Source organism: Streptomyces sp. Go-475 (assembly GCF_003330845.1).
Lineage (GTDB): Bacteria > Actinomycetota > Actinomycetes > Streptomycetales > Streptomycetaceae > Streptomyces.
In genome coordinates, this window is record NZ_CP026121.1 from 2,323,889 (window position 1) to 2,339,973 (window position 16,085).

The 16,085-nt window shown below is 72.1% G+C and carries 12 protein-coding genes and 1 pseudogene; 7 read left to right on the forward strand and 6 right to left on the reverse strand.

From position 1 onward, the window contains the following. Nucleotides 1-22 precede the first annotated feature (22 nt). Nucleotides 23-3,031, reverse strand: coding sequence for a bifunctional [glutamine synthetase] adenylyltransferase/[glutamine synthetase]-adenylyl-L-tyrosine phosphorylase (locus tag C1703_RS10635; protein WP_114251754.1), 3,009 nt, complete (start codon nucleotides 3,029-3,031; stop codon nucleotides 23-25). Nucleotides 3,032-3,178: 147 nt separating this feature from the next. Between C1703_RS10635 and C1703_RS10640 the strand changes: the two genes are divergently transcribed. Then, nucleotides 3,179-3,691: a pyridoxamine 5'-phosphate oxidase family protein gene (locus tag C1703_RS10640; protein WP_114251755.1), complete on the forward strand. Its 513-nt coding sequence runs from the start codon at nucleotides 3,179-3,181 to the stop codon at nucleotides 3,689-3,691. 55 nt (nucleotides 3,692-3,746) lie between these two features. Next, nucleotides 3,747-4,193: a VOC family protein gene (locus C1703_RS10645; protein WP_114251757.1), complete on the forward strand. Its 447-nt coding sequence runs from the start codon at nucleotides 3,747-3,749 to the stop codon at nucleotides 4,191-4,193. A gap of 95 nt (nucleotides 4,194-4,288) precedes the next feature. Here the strand turns inward: C1703_RS10645 and glnA are convergent, their stop codons facing one another. Then, nucleotides 4,289-5,650, reverse strand: a complete 1,362-nt coding sequence (glnA, locus tag C1703_RS10650; RefSeq protein ID WP_114257364.1) for a type I glutamate--ammonia ligase — start codon at nucleotides 5,648-5,650, stop codon at nucleotides 4,289-4,291. Nucleotides 5,651-5,945: 295 nt separating this feature from the next. Between glnA and C1703_RS10655 the strand changes: the two genes are divergently transcribed. After that, nucleotides 5,946-7,133: a globin domain-containing protein gene (locus C1703_RS10655; protein WP_114251759.1), complete on the forward strand. Its 1,188-nt coding sequence runs from the start codon at nucleotides 5,946-5,948 to the stop codon at nucleotides 7,131-7,133. Between the two features lie 3 nt (nucleotides 7,134-7,136). On the opposite strand, the gene C1703_RS10660 is transcribed toward C1703_RS10655, so the two are convergent. Continuing rightward, nucleotides 7,137-7,586, reverse strand: coding sequence for an Rrf2 family transcriptional regulator (locus C1703_RS10660; protein ID WP_114251762.1), 450 nt, complete (start codon nucleotides 7,584-7,586; stop codon nucleotides 7,137-7,139). A 184-nt stretch (nucleotides 7,587-7,770) separates the two neighbouring features. Here C1703_RS10660 and C1703_RS10665 point away from each other — a divergent pair, with 184 nt between their 5' ends. The 4 genes and pseudogenes from C1703_RS10665 to C1703_RS10680 all read left to right on the forward strand — a co-directional run bounded on the left by C1703_RS10665 (nucleotide 7,771) and on the right by C1703_RS10680 (nucleotide 12,988). Continuing rightward, nucleotides 7,771-8,436: a DUF3105 domain-containing protein gene (locus C1703_RS10665; RefSeq protein WP_114251764.1), complete on the forward strand. Its 666-nt coding sequence runs from the start codon at nucleotides 7,771-7,773 to the stop codon at nucleotides 8,434-8,436. After that, nucleotides 8,433-9,053: a DUF305 domain-containing protein gene (locus tag C1703_RS10670; protein ID WP_114251766.1), complete on the forward strand. Its 621-nt coding sequence runs from the start codon at nucleotides 8,433-8,435 to the stop codon at nucleotides 9,051-9,053. Before C1703_RS10665 ends, C1703_RS10670 begins: the two co-directional genes overlap by 4 nt. Before the next feature lie 158 nt (nucleotides 9,054-9,211). Beyond that, nucleotides 9,212-11,156, forward strand: a pseudogene (locus tag C1703_RS10675) (S53 family peptidase). 77 nt (nucleotides 11,157-11,233) lie between these two features. Beyond that, entirely contained in the window at nucleotides 11,234-12,988 is a 1,755-nt protein-coding gene (locus tag C1703_RS10680; RefSeq protein WP_114251768.1) for an NAD+ synthase, read from the forward strand. Between the two features lie 49 nt (nucleotides 12,989-13,037). Here the strand turns inward: C1703_RS10680 and C1703_RS10685 are convergent, their stop codons facing one another. The 3 genes from C1703_RS10685 to C1703_RS10695 all read right to left on the reverse strand — a co-directional run bounded on the left by C1703_RS10685 (nucleotide 13,038) and on the right by C1703_RS10695 (nucleotide 15,969). Further along, nucleotides 13,038-13,664, reverse strand: a complete 627-nt coding sequence (locus C1703_RS10685; RefSeq protein WP_114251769.1) for a glyoxalase — start codon at nucleotides 13,662-13,664, stop codon at nucleotides 13,038-13,040. Between the two features lie 62 nt (nucleotides 13,665-13,726). Then, nucleotides 13,727-14,602, reverse strand: a complete 876-nt coding sequence (locus C1703_RS10690) for an alpha/beta hydrolase (RefSeq protein WP_114251771.1) — start codon at nucleotides 14,600-14,602, stop codon at nucleotides 13,727-13,729. A 176-nt stretch (nucleotides 14,603-14,778) separates the two neighbouring features. After that, a complete protein-coding gene (locus tag C1703_RS10695) occupies nucleotides 14,779-15,969 on the reverse strand; it encodes an MFS transporter (protein ID WP_269803201.1) in 1,191 nt (396 codons plus the stop codon). Between the last annotated feature and the right edge of the window lie 116 nt (nucleotides 15,970-16,085).

The following is a 16,085-nucleotide window of genomic DNA, read 5'->3' on the forward strand; positions in this document are numbered from 1 at the left end:
GCCCCGAGCCTTCTCGCGGCCCTCAGCGTTCGGCCACCCCGTAGAACAGCTCCTCCACCACGGCCCGCGCCCGGCGGGCCGTCCGCCGGTACGCGTCGAGCATGTCGCCGGCGTGGCCCGGGCCGTAGCCCAGGTAACGCCCCACTGCGGCCAGTTCACGGGAGTCCGTGGGGAACGTGTCCCCGGCCCGGCCGCGGACCAGCATCACCGCGTTGCGGACGCGGGTCGCGAGGACCCAGGCCTCGTCCAGGATCGCCGCGTCCTCGTCCGTGATGAGCCCGGCCGCGCGGGCGGCCGCCAGGGCCTCGCGGGTGCGGGTGGTGCGCAGGCCCGGCTCCGCCGAGCCGTGCCGCAGTTGCAGCAGCTGGACGGTCCACTCCACGTCGGACAGGCCGCCCGGACCGAGCTTGGCGTGCAGTTTCGGGTCGGCGCCGCGCGGCAGCCGCTCGGACTCCATCCGGGCCTTCAGCCGCCGGATCTCCCGCACGGCCTCGTCGGCGAGCCCGCCCGCCGGATAGCGCAGCGGGTCGATCAGCTCGATGAAGCGGCGGCCCAGGTCCTCGTCCCCGGCGACGGGTTCCGCCCGCAGCAGCGCGTGCGACTCCCACGTCAGCGACCACCGGCGGTAGTACGCCTCGTACGACGTGAGTGTGCGCACGAGCGGCCCGGACTTGCCCTCCGGGCGCAGGTCGGCGTCGATGAGCAGGGGCGGGTCGGCACTGGGGAGCTGGAGCAGGCGGCGCATCTCGGAGACGACCTTGCTGGCCGCCTGGGACGCCTCCCGCTCCTCGACGCCGTCGCGCGGCTCGTGCACGAACAGCACGTCCGCGTCGGAGCCGTAGCCCAGTTCGTGGCCGCCGAACCGGCCCATGCCGATGATCGCGAACCGGGTGGGCAGGTCCTCGCCCCAGCCGTCCCGGACGACAGCGCGGAGCGTGCCGGCCAGCGTCGCGGCGGTCAGGTCCGACACAGCCGCCCCGACCCGGTCCACCAGGGCGCCCTGGTCGGCCTCGGCGGGCTGCTCCTCGGTGCCGTAGGAGCCGACGATGTCGACGGCGGCCGTACGGAACAGTTCGCGGCGGCGCACACCACGGGCGGCCGTGACCGCCTGGGCGGCTCCGTCGGCCCGGTTCACGGCGGCGAGTATCTCCTGCTCCAGGTGGGCGCGGGACCGGGGTTCCAGCCCGCCGCCGTCCCCGTCGCCGAGCAGCGCCACCGCCTCCGGCGCGCGCATCAGCAGGTCCGGCGCGAGGCGGCCGGCGGACAGCACCCGGGCGAGGTTCTGCGCGGCGGCGCCCTCGTCCCGCAACAGCCGCAGGTACCAGGGCGTCTTGCCGAGCGCGTCCGACACCTTGCGGAAGTTGAGCAGGCCCGCGTCCGGGTCGGCCGAGTCGGCGAACCAGCCCAGCATGACGGGCAGCAGGGTGCGCTGGATGGCGGCCTTGCGGGTGACGCCGGACGCCAGCGCCTCCAGGTGGCGCAGCGCGGAGGCCGGGTCGTCGTAGCCGAGGGCGACCAGGCGCTCCCGGGCCGCCTCGGCGCTCAGCCGGGCCTCGCCGGTGGCGAGCTGGGCGACCGCGTCGAGCAGCGGCCGGTAGAACAGCTTCTCGTGCAGGCGCCGTACGACGGTGGCGTGCCGGCGCCACTCGCGGTGCAGGTCGGCGACCGGGTCGGCGCGCAGGCCCAGGGAGCGGCCGATGCGGCGCAGCTCGGCCTCGTCCTCCGGGACGAGGTGGGTGCGGCGCAGCCGGAACAGCTGGATGCGGTGCTCCATGGAGCGCAGGAAGCGGTACGCCTCGTCGAGCTGGGCGGCGTCGGCCCGGCCCACGTAACCGCCGGCGGCGAGGGCCTTGAGCGCGTCGAGGGTGGTGCCGCTGCGCAGCGAGGTGTCGGCGCGGCCGTGCACCAGCTGGAGCAGCTGCACGGCGAACTCGACGTCCCGCAGGCCGCCCGGGCCCAGCTTCAGCTGGCGGTCGACCTCGGCGGCGGGGATGTTCTCCACGACCCGGCGGCGCATCTTCTGCACGTCGGGGACGAAGTTCTCGCGCTCGGCGGCCTTCCACACCAGCGGCTGGACGGCGGCGACGTACTCCTCGCCGAGGTCGAGGTCACCGGCGACCGGGCGGGCCTTGAGCAGCGCCTGGAACTCCCAGGTCTTGGCCCAGCGCTGGTAGTAGGCGAGGTGGCTGGAGAGCGTCCGCACGAGCGGGCCGTTCCTGCCCTCGGGGCGGAGGTTGGCGTCCACGGGCCAGATGGAGCCCTCGACCGTGGTCTCCGAGCAGATCCGCATCATGTGCGAGGCCAGCCGGGTCGCGGCCCGGATCGCCTTGGTCTCGTCGGCCCCCTCGGCGGCCTCCCCGACGAAGATGACGTCCACGTCGGAGACGTAGTTCAGCTCGTGGCCGCCGCACTTGCCCATCGCGATGACCGCGAGCCGGCACAGCGCGGCGTCCTCGGGCGCGGCCTCCTCGGCCAGGGCGAGGGCGGCGCGCAGGGTGGCGGTGGCGAGGTCGGCCAGTTCGGCGGCGGACTCGGCGACACCGGTCGTGCCGCACACGTCCCGGGCGGCGATGGACAGCAGGCAGCGCCGGTAGGCGACGCGCAGGGACACCGGGTCGGTGACCCCCGCCAGTCCCGCCTCGAACTCCTCCACCCCGGGGTGCAGGTCCCGCGACTCGTACGTCACGAGGGCCTGCCAGTCCTCCGGGTGGCGGGTGAGGTGGTCGGCGAGGGCGGTGGAGGCGCCGAGCACCCCGAGCAGCCGGTCGCGCAGCGGCTTGGCCGCGATCAGGGTGTCGAGCAGTTCCCGGCGGGCGCCGGGGTTCGGCTGGGCCTCCAGCAGCCGGACCAGCCCGAGCAGCGCGAGATCGGGGTCGGCGGTCGCGCCCAGTGCCTCCAGCAGCACCGGGTCGTCGCGCAGCGGTGCGAGCTCGACGCTGTCCAGGAGCCGCTCGGCGGCGGAGGCGTCGGTGAAGCCGTGCCGCAGCAGCCGCGTGAAGGTACTGCTCCTGCGCCCCGGGGCCGCCGTCATCCGGGCCTCCCTCGCACTCTTTCTCGGGCCTGCATCGGATCAAGGTCGTACGGCTTGAGCCTAACCGCACAGACCTGGGCGAGCGCCGATGAGTTCGGCAGGCGGACGGGGTCTGCACCAGTGAGAGCACGGACCGGGAGGACGCTCATGACCACCCTGCACCCGCGGACCCGCCTGGACCGCCGCTACAGCGACAAGACGGCCACCGCGACCGACTGGCAGGAGGCCGAGGCGCGGCTCGCGGCGGCCGAGCTGTTCTGGATCTCGACGGTACGGCCGGACGGCCGCCCGCACGTCACCCCGCTGCCCGCGGTCTGGTCGGGCGGCGCCCTGCACTTCTGCACGGGCCCGGAGGAACGCAAGGCGAGGAACCTCGCGGAGAACCCGCACGTCGTGCTGACCACCGGCACGAACACCTGGAACCGGGGCTACGACCTGGTGGTGGAGGGCGAGGCGACCCGCGTGACCGACGACGGGCGGCTACGCGAACTGGCCGCGGCGTGGGAGGCCAAGTACGGCGGTTTCTGGCACTTCGAGGTACGGGAGGGCCATTTCCACCACGGCGCGGGTCGAGCGGCCGTCTACTCGGTGGCGCCGGAGACCGTCTTCGGCTTCGGTAAGGGGGAGCCGTTCAGCCAGACGCGGTGGCGGTTCACCTGATGCCTGCCGCCGCCTGACGAAGCCGCCTTGTGCCGCCTGACGAAGGAGTCATGCCATGGACTTCACCCTCGAAGTCGTCCCGCTGCCCGTGACCGACATCGACCGGGCCCGGGACTTCTACCGGGACAAGGTCGGCTTCCACGTGGACATCGACCAGGAGGTCATGCCCGGCATGCGGATCGTCCAGCTGACGCCTCCCGGCTCCGGCTGCTCGATCGCCCTCGGCGACTCCATCTGGCAGATGACCCCGGGCCCCACCCCCGCCCCCGGCTCCTACCAGGGCCTGCAACTGTGCGTCGCCGACATCAAGGCGGCCCACGCGGAACTGGTCGCCCGCGGCCTCGACGTCTCGGAGCCGGTCCAGTACGCACCGGACGACGGCGCCACGTTCATGCACTTCCGGGACCCGGACGGCAACGGCTGGGCGGTCCAGGAGTACCGGCGACGGGCGACGGAGCCGCTCCACGAACTGCTGGCGACGCTGAAGCGGCAGCAGGGCTGATCCCCGGGACGGCTCCCGGCAGGCCCCTCTGCGCTGAGGCCGACGGTCCACGACCCTCGGCCTCGGCTTCGCTCCAGTGGGAAAGCTGACCGCGCTTACAGCGCCGGAAGGTTCTTCCGCAGCTCGAACGCCGTGACCTCGCTGCGGTACTCCTCCCACTCCTGCCGCTTGTTGCGCAGGAAGAAGTCGAAGACGTGTTCGCCGAGGGTCTCGGCGACCAGGTCGCTGCGTTCCATCAGGGTCAGCGCCTCGCCCAGGTTCTGCGGGAGCGGCTCGATGCCCATCGCGCGGCGCTCGGCGTCGGAGAGGGCCCACACGTCGTCCTCGGCGCCCGGCGGGAGCTCGTAGCCCTCCTCGATGCCCTTCAGGCCGGCGGCCAGGAGGACGGCGTAGGCCAGGTACGGGTTCGCGCCCGAGTCCAGGGAGCGGACCTCGACCCGCGCCGAGCCGGTCTTGCCGGGCTTGTACATCGGGACACGGACCAGGGCCGAGCGGTTGTTGTGGCCCCAGCAGATGTACGACGGCGCCTCGCCGCCCGCGCCCGCCGTGCGCTCCGCGCCGCCCCAGATGCGCTTGTAGGAGTTGACCCACTGGTTGGTGACGGCGGAGATCTCCGCCGCGTGCCGCAGCAGGCCCGCGATGAAGGAGCGGCCCACCTTGGACAGCTGGTACTCCGAGCCGGACTCGTAGAAGGCGTTGCGGTCGCCCTCGAAGAGGGACAGGTGCGTGTGCATGCCGCTGCCCGGGTGTTCGGAGAACGGCTTCGGCATGAACGTCGCGTGCACGCCCTGCTCCAGCGCCACCTGCTTCATGACCAGGCGGAACGTCATGACGTTGTCGGCCGTGGAGAGCGCGTCGGCGTAGCGCAGGTCGATCTCCTGCTGGCCGGGCGCGCCCTCGTGGTGGGAGAACTCGACCGAGATGCCCATCGACTCCAGCATCGTGATCGCCTGGCGGCGGAAGTCCATGCCGACGTTGGTCGGGGTGTGGTCGAAGTAGCCGGAGTTGTCGGCCGGGGTCGGGCGGGAGCCGTCCAGCGGGCGGTCCTTCAGCAGGAAGAACTCGATCTCCGGGTGCGTGTAGAACGTGAACCCCAGGTCGGAGGCGCGGGCCAGGGCGCGCTTGAGCACGTAGCGCGGGTCGGCGAAGGACGGGGAGCCGTCCGGCATGAGGATGTCGCAGAACATGCGCGCCGTGCCCGGGGCCTCCGCGCGCCAGGGCAGGATCTGGAAGGTCGACGGGTCCGGCTTGGCGATCATGTCGGACTCGTAGACCCGGGCGAAGCCCTCGATCGCGGAGCCGTCGAAGCCGATGCCCTCGTCGAAGGCCTGTTCCAGTTCGGCCGGGGCCACGGCGACGGACTTGAGGAAGCCCAGCACGTCCGTGAACCACAGGCGTACGAACCGGATGTCGCGCTCCTCCAAGGTCCGGAGCACGAACTCCTGCTGCTTGTCCATCTTCCGCTTCCCCATCCTTGCTGGTCAGGCCGCCTGTCTTCCGTACCACGGGAGGCGGTCGGGCACCTGAGCATCCCACCACACCACCATTTCGTACGCGTTGCGCACCATGATCGCCCGGCCGACCCGGGGTCGAACGCCTCACGTACGGCGGGTGAACTGCTCTTCCGCCCATAGTGCCTGCTCGCACCGACATCCGTAACGGCCGGTCCCCGTCGCCGCCCCGCTCACTTAATTTGCATCCGAGATGCAACTTTAAATAGCGTGCGCGGCAGTCGAGCCTGGAGGAGCCCCGATGCTGTCCGAGCAGTCCGCCACCACCGTCCGCGCCACCCTCCCCGCCGTCGGCGCGGCCCTCGGCACGATCACCGAGCGCTTCTACGTCGGACTGTTCGCGGCCCGTCCCGAACTGCTGCGCGACCTGTTCAACCGGGGCAACCAGGCCTCCGGCACCCAGCGGCAGGCGCTCGCCGGTTCCATGGCCGCCTTCGCCGCGCACCTGCTGGACCATCCGGAGCAGCGGCCGGACGCGATGCTGCACCGCATCGCCCACAAGCACGCCTCGCTCGGCGTCACGCCCGAGCAGTACGGCATCGTCCACGAGCACCTGTTCGCCGCCATCGCCGACGTGCTGGGTGACGCCGTCACCCCCGAGGTCGCCGCCGCCTGGGACGAGGTCTACTGGCTGATGGCGAACGCCCTGATCGCCGTCGAGAAGCGGCTCGGCGAGGAGCGCGGCGGTCCCGTCTGGCGGCCCTGGGAGGTCGTCGAGCGGGTCGCCGAGACCCCGGACGTCGCCACGTTCCGGCTGCGGCCCGCCGACGGCGGTCCGGTGCGGGAGTTCCTCGCAGGCCAGTACGTCTCCGTCCGCGTCGCCCTCCCGGACGGCGCCCGCCAGATACGGCAGTACAGCCTCTCCGGGGCACCCGGCCCGGCCCTGAGGCAGATCAGCGTCAAACGCGTGCGGGGCGGCGGCACCCCCGACGGCGAGGTCTCGAACCACCTCCACGCGCGCGTGCGGGTGAGCGACGTCCTTCAGCTGTCCGAGCCGTACGGCGACCTCGTCCTGGACGCCGGCCCCGACACGCCCCTGCTGCTGGCCTCGGCGGGCATCGGCATCACCCCGATCACCGCGATGCTGGCCCACCTCGCCGACTCGGGCCACCGCGCCCCGGTCACCGTCGTCCACGGCGACCGCTCACCCGCCACACACGCCCTGCGCACCGACCACGAGACCTACGCCGCCAAGCTGCCGGACTCGGTCGTCCACCTCTGGTACGAGCAGGACGCCCCCTCCGGGGCCCGCTCCGGCCTGGTCGACCTCACCGGTGTCCCGCTCGCCCCGGGCACGCGCGCGTACCTGTGCGGCCCGCTGCCCTTCATGCGCGCGGTCCGGTCACGGCTGATCGCCGGGGGCGTGGCACCGGCCGACATCCACTACGAGGTCTTCGGCCCGGACCTCTGGCTGGCGGGACAGGCCTGAGGGTCAGGAGGGCGGGGGGCCGGGCTGCCGCGCGATCCCCAGCAGCAGCGCACCGGTCGGCTCCGCCACGATGTCCGCCACCGTGACCGGGTCCAGGGAGGCGAAGAACGCCTCCTGGGCCCGGCGCAGGGCGCCGCGCAGCCGGCAGGCGGAGTTCAGGGGGCAGGGGACGGGACCCTCGCAGTCGACGACGTCGCCGGCACCCTCGAAGGCGCGGACCACGGCGCCCACCGAGGCCGTCCGGCCCCGCTCGGTGAGGGTGAGGCCGCCGCCGCGGCCGCGCCGGGCCGCGAGCAGGCCCATGTGCTGGAGCTCGGCGACCACCTTCGCCAGGTGGGTGTAGGGCACGCCCATGCCCTCGGCGACGCCCCGGGTCGTCGGACTCGACTCGCCCGCGACGGCGAGCCGCATCAGGACCCGCAGGGCCAGGTCGGTGGAGCGCAGCAGCCGCATGCCCGCAGCGTAGGTAATGCGAATCCGCGGTTCAAATTATCCGGACCCCGACTTTTCCGAGCTGTCGGGGAGCTGTCGGTGCCGTATCGATTCGGCCCATTCCCGCGGCCGCCCTACGAGACGCCCCGCCTCTCCCATTACGATCAGCCCACCCGACCGTCACTTTCCCCTCGAAGGACACCTCATGGGCTCGGCCAAGAAGAGCAGCACGGCACGCAAGGCGCGAATAGAGGAGATGCGGCGCGCCGAGCAGGCCCGTGAGCGCCGCAACCGGATCCTCACCATCGCGGCCAGCGTCGTGATCGTCGGTGGCCTGGTCGCCGGCGGCGTCGTGCTCGTGCGGTCCCAGGACGACAAGGGCAGTGACACCGCGGCGAGTGACTCCTCGGGCAAGGGCAAGTTCGTCACCGGCAAGGACGGCGTGAAGACCTGGGAGGGCAAGCTCTCCCGCAACCACGTCACCAAGGCCGTGAAGTACGCCTCCGAGCCGCCGGTCGGCGGCGACCACAACCAGGTGTGGATGAACTGCAACGGCGACGTCTACACCAAGGAGATCAACAACACCAACGCCGTGCACTCGCTGGAGCACGGCGCGGTGTGGGTGACGTACAACGCCGACGCGAAGAAGTCCGACGTCGACGCGCTCGCGGCGAAGGTGAAGAAGACGCCGTACACGCTGATGAGCCCGCTGGACGACCAGAAGGACCCGATCATGCTCTCGGCGTGGGGCCACCAGCGCACGGTGACGGGCGCCGACGACCCGAACGTCGACAAGTTCTTCGAGAAGTTCGTCCAGGGCGAGCAGACGCCCGAGCCGGGTGCCGCCTGCACGAACGGGCTGTCGCAGTGAGGCACGTGGCTCTGATCGCCGGGGCCGCGGCGGCGGCGCTCGTCGCGGCCGGCGCGATCACCTACGCCGTCGCCGGGGACGACGGCGGCACCACGACCCCCTCCGCCGAGTCCGCCGACGCCGGGTTCGCGCGGGACATGGCGGTGCACCACCAGCAGGCCGTGGAGATGTCGTACATCGTGCGCGACCGCACGAAGGACGAGGAGGTGCGGCGCCTCGCGTACGACATCGCGCAGACGCAGGCCAACCAGCGCGGCATGATGCTGGGCTGGCTCGACCTGTGGGGCCTGCCCAAGGTGTCCTCCGAACCGCCGATGACCTGGATGGGCATGGGCGACATGGCCTCCGGCAAGGACGGCGCGCTGATGCCGGGCATGGCGACCAACACCGAGATGAAGAAGCTCGGCGAGCTCAGCGGGAAGCAGGCGGAGGTCTACTACCTCCAGTTGATGACGGACCATCACAAGGGCGGCATCCACATGGCCGAGGGCTGCGTGCGGAAGTGCCGGGTCGGCGTGGAGAAGCGGCTCGCGCAGGGCATGGTGGACGCGCAGCAGTCGGAGATCGGCCTGATGACAGACCTGCTCAAGGCCCGGGGCGCCGCGCCGCGTTCCTAGGGCGTAAGCCTCAAATCGCCTTTGCCAGCGGCTCCTTGGGGTCTTCTTGGCCTCGCTAGAACGCTTCTTGGGTTTCGTATTCCCCTTGCATGAACGGTTCGTCGAAAGAGTGGCGCTCGTCGAGTGATCCACTCGCGACGAACCGCACAGGGGGTTCCATGAGATCCAACCGCGCCACGGTGCGCGCCGGGGTGAGCATGGCAGTGACTCTGCCGATGCTCGCCGGAGCGCTGGCGCTCGGCATACCCGCGGCGCACGCCGCCGACCACCCGCTCCGCGACCTGCTGGCCGGGACCCGGCCCGCGTGGGCCACGGCCAAGGCGGACCAGGGCGCCACCTCCGACGACGCCACGATCTCCGCCCGGGTCTACCTCGCCGGCAGGGACGCCGCCGGCCTCGCCGCGTACGCCAAGGCCGTCTCCGACCCGAAGTCGGCCTCCTACGGCAAGTATCTGAGCGCCCGGAAGGCCCAGGCCCGCTTCGGCGCGACCAAGGCCCAGGTGGCGGCCGTGAAGGCCTGGCTCACGTCCGCCGGCCTGAAGGTCACGGGCGTCACGCCGCACTACGTCTCCGTCACCGGTGACGTGGCCGCCGCCGAGAAGGCGTTCGGCACCCAGCTGCACAACTTCGCCAAGGGCGCGCGGACCTACCGCGCGCCGGCGAGCACCGCCTCCGTGCCGGCCGGCCTCGCCGACGCCGTGCTGACCGTGACCGGCCTGGACAACGCGCCCCACATGGCCACGCACGACGACCGGCTGCCGCCGCCGGACACCGTGTTCCGCAACGCCGGGCCCTTCTCCTCGTACTACGGCTCGAAGACCGCGAGCACGCTGCCCGACGCGTACGGCGGCAAGATCCCGTACGCGATCAAGGGCTACACGGGCAAGCGAGCTGCGGGCCGCCTACGGCGCGGGCACCCGCACCGGCAAGGGCGTCCGGGTCGCCATCACGGACGCGTACGCCTCCCCGACCATCGCCTACGACGCGGGCACCTACGCCGGCAAGCACGGCGACGCGGCGTGGAAGACCGGCCAGCTGCGCCAGGTGCTGCCCAAGAAGTACACGAACACCAAGGACTGCTCGGCCGCCGGCTGGTACGGCGAGGAGACCCTGGACGTCGAGGCCGTGCACGCGGTGGCCCCGGCCGCGGACGTCACGTACGTGGGCGCCGCGTCCTGCACGGACAGCGACCTGCTCGACGCGCTCGGCAAGGTCGTCGACCACCACCTGGCCGACATCGTCTCCAACTCCTGGGGCGAGATCGAGGCCGCCCAGACCCCCGACATCGCGGCCGCCTACGACCAGGTGTTCCAGCTGGGCGCGGTCGAGGGCATCGGCTTCTACTTCTCCTCCGGCGACGACGGTGACGAGGTCGCCAGCTCCGGGACGAAGCAGGTCGACTCCCCGGCCAACTCGGCGTGGGTCACCGCCGTCGGCGGCACCTCGCTGGCCGTCGGCAAGGACGACACATACCTGTGGGAGACCGGCTGGGGCACCGAGAAGGCGAACCTGTCGGCCGACGGCAGGAGCTGGACGGACTTCCCCGGCGCCTTCACCTCCGGCGCGGGCGGCGGCACCAGCAGGACCGTCGCCGAGCCCTCCTACCAGCAGGGTGTGGTGCCCGAGGCGCTGGCGAAGGCCAACAGCCCCGACGGCAACCGGGTCGTCCCGGACATCGCGGCCATCGCCGACCCGAACACCGGCTTCCTGGTGGGCCAGACCCAGACCATGCCCGACGGCAGGACGCAGGCCTACAGCGAGTACCGCATCGGCGGCACCTCGCTCGCCGCGCCGACCATCGCGGCCATCCAGGCCCTGGCCCAGGAGGCCCGCGGCGGCACGCCGATCGGCTTCGCCAACCCGGCGATCTACGCGAAGTCCGGCTCGAAGGTCTACCACGACGTCACCGACAACCCGACGGGCTCCGGCCTCGCCGTCGCCCGCGTCGACTTCGTGAACGGCTACGACGCCACAGGCGGACTGGCCACGTCCGTGCGCAGCCTGGGCAAGGACAGCTCGCTGAAGGCCGTCAAGGGCTACGACGACGTCACCGGCGTGGGCACGCCCGCGAACGGCTACGTCGAGTCGTACCGGCGCCGCTGACCACCGCAAGGGGACCGGGGTGGTGTGGGGTGACCCACACCACCCCATTGCGTCGCTCTGACGATTACACTGGGCCCGTGCCTCAACTACGTCTCGCCCTGAACCAGATCGACTCGAGCGTCGGCGACCTCGCCGGGAACGCGGAGTCGGTCGTCCGCTGGACCCGGCACTCCGCCGAGCAGGGAGCGCATCTCGTCGCGTTCCCGGAGATGGTGCTGACCGGGTACCCCGTCGAGGACCTGGCCCTCAGGTCGTCCTTCGTGGAGGCCTCCCGCGCGGCGCTCAGGAGTCTCGCCGCCCGCCTGGCCGACGAGGGCTTCGGTGAGCTGCCGGTCGTCGTCGGCTACCTCGACCGCTGCGAGACCGCGCAGCCCAAGTACGGCCAGCCGGCCGGCGCTCCGCAGAACGCGGGGGCGGTGCTGTACCGCGGCGAGGTGGTCCTGAACTTCGCCAAGCACCACCTGCCGAACTACGGCGTCTTCGACGAGTTCCGCTACTTCGTGCCCGGCGACAGCATGCCGGTCCTGCGCGTCCACGGCGTGGACGTCGCCCTCGCCATCTGCGAGGACCTCTGGCAGGACGGCGGCCGCGTCCCCGCCGCCCGTTCGGCGAAGGCGGGCCTGCTGCTCTCGATCAACGCCTCCCCCTACGAGCGCGACAAGGACGACACGCGCCTGGAGCTGGTCCGCAAGCGGGCCCAGGAGGCCGGCTGCACCACGGCGTACCTCGCCATGATCGGCGGCCAGGACGAGCTGGTCTTCGACGGCGACTCCATCGTCGTCGACAAGGACGGCGAGGTCGTGGCGCGGGCGCCGCAGTTCGCCGAGGGCTGCGTGGTCCTGGACCTGGACCTGCCGGCGGCGGCCGCGGACGCCCCGACGGGCGTGGTCGACGACGGCCTGCGCATCGACCGCGTGGTGCTGTCGGAGGAGCCGCTGCCCGCCTACGAGCCCGAGCTGACGGGCGGCTACGCGGAGCGCCTCGACGACGACGAGGAGATCTACTCGGCGCTGGTCGTGGGCCTGCGGGCGTACGTCGCGAAGAACGGCTTCACGTCCGTCCTGATCGGCCTGTCGGGCGGCATCGACTCCTCGCTGGTCGCGGCGATCGCGTGCGACGCGCTGGGCGCGCAGAACGTGTACGGCGTGTCGATGCCGTCGAAGTACTCCTCGGACCACTCCAAGGACGACGCCGCCGAGCTGGCCCGCCGCACGGGCCTGAACTACCGCACGGTCGCCATCGAGCCGATGTTCGACGCCTACATGGGCTCGCTGGGCCTGACGGGCCTGGCGGAGGAGAACCTCCAGTCGCGCCTGCGCGGCACGCTGCTCATGGCGATCTCCAACCAGGAGGGCCACATCGTCCTGGCCCCGGGCAACAAGTCGGAACTGGCGGTCGGCTACTCGACGCTCTACGGCGACTCCGTCGGCGCGTACGGCCCCATCAAGGACGTCTACAAGACGTCGGTCTTCCGCCTGGCCGAGTGGCGCAACCGGGCCGCCCGGGAGCGCGGCCAGACCCCGCCGATCCCCGAGAACTCCATCACCAAGCCCCCGAGCGCGGAACTCCGCCCGGGCCAGGTCGACACGGACTCGCTGCCGGACTACCCGGTGCTGGACGCGCTCCTGGAGCTGTACGTCGACCGTGACCGGGGCGCGGACGAGATCGTGGCGGCCGGCTACGACCGGGAGCTGGTCGCGAAGACGCTGCGCATGGTCGACACGGCCGAGTACAAACGGCGCCAGTACCCGCCGGGCACGAAGATCTCCCCGAAGGGCTTCGGCAAGGACCGGCGGCTGCCGATCACGAACGGCTGGCGGGAGTCGGTCTGACGGGTCCGAGGTCCCCTCGGGGACCTCTGCCCGTGTGCCGGTGTCACCGTCACAGCGACGCCGTCTCCGAGGCGGTCGCCCACACGAACCCGTCCGGGTCGGTGAACGGCCCGGCGTCGCCGTGGATCGTGAGCCGGTGCGAGCCGCTGCCCTCGGGGGAGACGCCGGCGACCTTGGCGAGGCCGCGGCGCTTGTACAGCGCCAGCTTGACGGGGGCCGACTCGGTGGCGAACTCGACGTACTTGCCGCCGAAGCTCTTGCCGACCGTGAGGCCGTGCTCGACGTAGAACCGCTTGCTGGCCTTCACGTCCTCGACGCCGAGCAGGAGCACCAGCTCGTCGAAGCGCCGGGTCGCCGGGCCGGTGTTCTTCTTCGACGAGGACGCGATCTGCCAGATCGTCCCGTCCGGGGCCTGGACGACGCCCCCGTAGCCCCAGAGCGACTTGGCGGCGGGCTTCAGCGTCGTGGCGCCGGCCGCCACGGCCGCGTCGACGAGGGCGTCGACGTCGGCCGGCTGGGCGACGACGAGCGACAGCGTGAACCCGCGGAAGCCGGTGGTCGGCGCGTCCGAGGCCCGCAGGCGCACCTGGCCGCCCAGGACGAAGGCGGTGTCGTAGAAGCGTTCGGCGGCCGTCGGGTCGGCCACCTCGAGGGTGACGGATGCGAGGGAGGTCATGACTGCGACGCTAGCCGCGCTCCCGGGAACCGGCTTCTCGAATCCTGACCAGCCGCCGCTGATCAGGCGGGCCCCAGCGGGAGCTCGGCCAGTTCGGCCAGGACCCGGGCCGCCGGTGCCGGGGCGGTCAGCCACTTCAGGTGGCTGCCTTCGAGGGTGCGGACGTCGTAGGGGTTGTCCGGCGTCAGCGCGTCGCCCTCGCGGATCAGCCGGTCCTGGAGGGCGAGCGGCAGACTCGCGTCCCCGGCCAGGCGCACGTAGGTCTTCGGGACGCGGCCCCACGTCGCGGCCTGCGCCCGGTCGGCGGAGGTGCCGACGTCCAGGTTCTCGTCGGGCTGGAAGGTGTTGAGGAAGGTCAGGAACTCGTCGTCGGTGCCGTCGGCGAGGAAGGCCGCCTTGAGCGCCGCGAGGGCCTTCGGATCCGAGGTGCGGAAGTTGACGCGCAGCAGGCCGAGTTCGGCCGGGTCGCCGACCATGGCCAGACCCAGCGACGCGGCGTCGACCGTGGCCATCTCGGGCTCGGCGTAGTAGTCGCCGACGTCCAGGGCGACGGGGCACCAGGCCGCCACGTAGACGATGCGGTCGATCAGGTCCGGCCGGGCGTTGGCCGCGGCGGTGGCCGTGACGCCGCCCCGGCTGTGGGAGACCAGGATCACCGGCCCGTTCTCCTTGGCCCGCTCCAGGACGCCGATCAGGTGCGCGGTGTTGTCGGCGAGGGTGACGCCCTTGATCGAGCCGGGCGCGGTGGCGAGGCCGTCGAGATCCTGCGGCGCCTGGTAGGCGCGCGGGTAGCTCGCCCCGAAACCGTGGCCGGGCAGGTCGACGGCGACCGAGCGGTGGCCGAGGAGGCCGAGTTCGGCCTGGAGGGGGGCGAAGGAGAAGGAGTTCGCGAAGGCGCCGTGGACCAGCACGAAGGTCGGCGGTATCTGACTGCTCATTCTCGGGGACACTACGCAACGCAAGATCACCGCTGCAACGGGTACACATCGTTCCGATTGTGCCCGGTCACCGACTGGACCGGTGTCGCCGGCCTCGACTTCGACCCCGGCAGACGGAGCGGCAGCCCGTAGGACCCTCCCTACGGACTGCCGCCCGGGCATCACCGCGCCGGCGGTCAGTGGTGCACGGTTTCCGCCTCCTGCGGGACATGGCTCGCCACGACCCGCTCGCGCCCGGCGACCGGAGCCCGGCGGCGGTCCACCACCGCGGCCAGGGACGCCACGCCCAGGCCGAGGACGGCCAGGGCCGCTCCGGCCAGGGCCGGGGAGGTGACGCCGAGGCCCGCGGCCAGGGCGAGTCCGCCGATCCAGGCGCCGCCGGCGTTGGCCAGGTTGAAGGCGGCCTGGTTGGCGGAGGAGGCCAGGGACGGGGCCGAGGAGGCCTTCTCCATGACCATCAGCTGGAGCGGGGAGCCGGTGGCGAAGGCCGCCATGCCGAGCAGGACCACCGCGACGGCGGCGGTGAGTTCCGCGCGCATCAGCAGCGGGAACAGCGCCAGGACCGCCACCAGCGCGGTCAGGCCGCCGAACAGCGTGCCGCGCAGGGAGTGGTCGGCCAGGCGGCCGCCCAGCAGGTTGCCGGCGGTGGCGCCGACGCCGAACAGGGCCAGCAGCAGGGTGACGCTGGCGTCGGCGTAGCCGGCGGCGTCCGTGAGCATCGGCGTGATGTAGCTGTAGGCCGCGAAGAGCGCGCCGAAGCCCGCCACCGTCGTGCCGAGCGACAGCCACACCGGGACGGAGCGCAGGGCGGCGAGTTCGCCGCGCAGGCCCTTGGCGGTGGCGTGCTCGTGGTCGTGCGGGATGAGGAACGCGAGCGCGGCGATGGCCGCCAGGCCGATGGCGCTGACGCCGAGGAAGGTCGCCCGCCAGCCGAGCTGCTGTCCCATGAGGGTCGCGACGGGCACACCCACGACGTTCGCGACCGTCAGGCCGAGGAACATCAGGGAGACCGAGCGCGCCTTGCGTTCGGGGGCGACCATGTTCGTCGCGACGACGGCGCCCACGCCGAAGAAGGCGCCGTGCGGCAGTCCGCTCAGGAAGCGGGCGGCCAGCAGCCAGCCGTTGTCGGGCGCGAGGGCCGACAGGGCGTTGCCCGCGACGAAGAGTCCCATCAGCCCGATGAGGACCGTGCGGCGGGACATCTTCGCGGTGACCGCGGCCAGCAGCGGGGCGCCGATGACGACGCCGAGCGCGTACGCCGACACCAGATGGCCGGCGGCGGGTATGGAGATGTGCAGGTCGTCCGCGACATCGGGCAGCAGCCCCATCATCACGAACTCGGTGGTGCCGATGCCGAAGGCACCCACGGCGAGGGCGAGCAGGGGCCAGGGGCATGAAGAACCTTTCGAGACTTGCGTGGAGATCCGTACGTCATATGTTCAAGTACGGAACAAAGTCTCGCAGGCGCACTATTCCGCGAGGT